The organism is uncultured Anaerococcus sp., from assembly GCF_937934665.1.
GTDB lineage: Bacteria > Bacillota > Clostridia > Tissierellales > Peptoniphilaceae > Anaerococcus.
In genome coordinates, this window is the sequence record NZ_CALGYW010000049.1 from 1 (window position 1) to 2311 (window position 2311).

At 34.9% G+C, this 2311-nt stretch carries 2 protein-coding genes; one reads left to right on the forward strand and one right to left on the reverse strand.

Annotation, left to right across the window (positions count from 1 at the left end; all coding sequences use genetic code 11):
• The coding region (locus tag Q0410_RS02245; RefSeq protein ID WP_299032452.1) for a G5 domain-containing protein at positions 1-1117 on the reverse strand (1117 nt) is incomplete at its 3' end.
• A 286-nt stretch (positions 1118-1403) separates the two neighbouring features.
• Here Q0410_RS02245 and Q0410_RS02250 point away from each other — a divergent pair.
• Positions 1404-1880, forward strand: coding sequence for a pyridoxamine 5'-phosphate oxidase family protein (locus tag Q0410_RS02250; protein ID WP_299032454.1), 477 nt, complete (start codon positions 1404-1406; stop codon positions 1878-1880).
• Positions 1881-2311: the final 431 nt, after the last annotated feature.

Sequence of the window (2311 nt, forward strand, 5' to 3'; positions counted from 1 at the left end):
GATCTTCTTCTCCTGGCTTTTCTGGATCTATTGGATCTTCTTCGCCTGGTTCTTCTGGATCTGTTGGATCTTCTTCACCTGGTTTTTCTGGATCTGTTGGATCTTCTTCACCTGGTTTTTCTGGAGTACTTGGTTCTTCTGGAGTTTCTGGAACTGGGCACATATTTTCTGTTGGCTTTGTACCTACTCTGATAATCTTGTCTACAGCTTCAGTAATTACATTTTCTTCTCTTGATTCTTCCTTGCTATTTTTAACTTTTACTGTAGTTTCCTTCTTACCAGCTACTCCTTCTTTGTCTACTACATGAGTTCCAGCATCAAGAGTATCATCTTCGATTACCTTAACATTAAATGGTATTTCAGATTCAACTGTGAAACTACCTTCTGTTAAAGAACCATATTCATATTCAGCATTAGTTGGTTCAGTTCTTGTAACACTTGTTTCAAGTTCGCCTGTTTCCTTATTGAAGCTGGTTGTTACAATAACCTTACCTGGAGTACCGTCAGAAATTTTCTTAACTTCTCCAACCTTTAATTCTGGATTATGGGTGTAAGATGTGTCAAATAGAATAGCTTCTTCCTTAACAACTGGTTTAACCCCAACTCTTACAATCCTATCTTCTTTAGGAGTAAGGACTATTCCTTCAGAATTATATTCTATATCTCCATCTTTACTTGTGATTGTTGTTGTTACTCTTTCCTTGCCATCTTTTCCTTCATTATCTACAATTCTGTTACCTGCTTCAAGGTTTTCGTCATAGATGACCTTTGTTTCATAAGGAATGGACTTATCAACAACATTTTCTCTAGTTCCTTCTAATGGTTTTGTGCCTACACGGACAATATGTTTTGTTGGTTCTTCAATTATAGGTTGGCCAATCTCTCTAACTTGACCTTGGTCTGTATCAGACCCAGTTATATTTTCTTCACTTCTAGGAAGATTTGCATCTGATTTTTCTTGATCAGGTTTGTTTTCAATATTTGTATCGCCAATATTAGCTTCCCCTATATTTTGAATAGGGACATTGGCATCTTCATTAGCCTCTGCCACATTTGCCCCTGCTAGGACAAAAGAAGCTGACAAGGCAATGGCAAGGAGGTTTTGTTTCTTGTTCATGGCTTTCCTTTCTTTATTTTTCTTTAATCTAAAATAATAAATATTAAAATCATTCTTACTTATAACCTGTATTTCATCATACCTTTTTTTAATATAATCAAGGGCTAATAGGCTTGATAGAGCGGTTTAACATGGATTTGACATTTGTTTTATCTATTTAGCAAGGCACATTTTTATATATGTTTATTTTGCTGAATTTTTATAATAAATCACGGCTAATAATAACGGTTTTTGAGGTTTTGTAGACAAATATAGTATAATATTAATAAAAATACAAGGAGAATCTATGTTTAGAAAAATTAGAAAAGTAAAAAATGAGCTAAGCCCAGAAGCTACTAAAGAAGTTTTAAAAACATCCCCTAGAGGTGTCCTTGCTCTAGAAGGAGATGATGGCTATCCTTATGGCCTGCCTTTAAATTTTGTCTATGACGAAGAAAATGAGAGCCTTTATTTTCACGGGACAAAGACAGGTTATAAGATAGACTGCATATATAAAAATCCCAAAGCTTGCTTTACTGCCATGCTTGAGCAGGGCGTGTCAGAGGATGGTTGGTCAACAAATGTATCATCCGTAATTGCCTATGGCCTAGTTGAAGAAATCGAAGATCCTGACTTTGCAAGGAACGCTATGATTAAGCTTGCAGATAAGTACTATCCGAATAAAGAATTGATTAACGAAACTATGAAGGCAGATTTTAAAAATACTAAGATGTTAGCCTTTCATATAACTTATATGACAGGGAAGAGAGTAAACGAGAGGTAAGACTCCTGCCTTAATAATGAATTTTTGGGCATATATTTATATGAAATAAGCCTTTAAGTTACACATAGTAAAGAAAAAAAGAGGACAATCCCACTAACCATGAGATTGTTCTCTTCTATTTTAATCAAAATTTTTAAAAAATAATAAAGAAGGTAATCTTTTTATTCCAGTCGCCCAGTGATATTTAGTCCAAATCGCTCCTTCTCTCGACTACGCTCGAGATAAAATTCGTCGCAATTTAAACCAAATATTACATAAGCTTATTCTATCATTTTCTACGAAAGCTAAAGCTTTCTACAAAATAATGAATATCATTAAAATATCGGTAACATAGAGCCTTGCGGCTTGACCGATATTTTTTACTAGCATTATATTCGTCGCGCGTCCTCCTCGAGCCGGACGGGCTTGCTCATAAATTACATAAGGTTCTT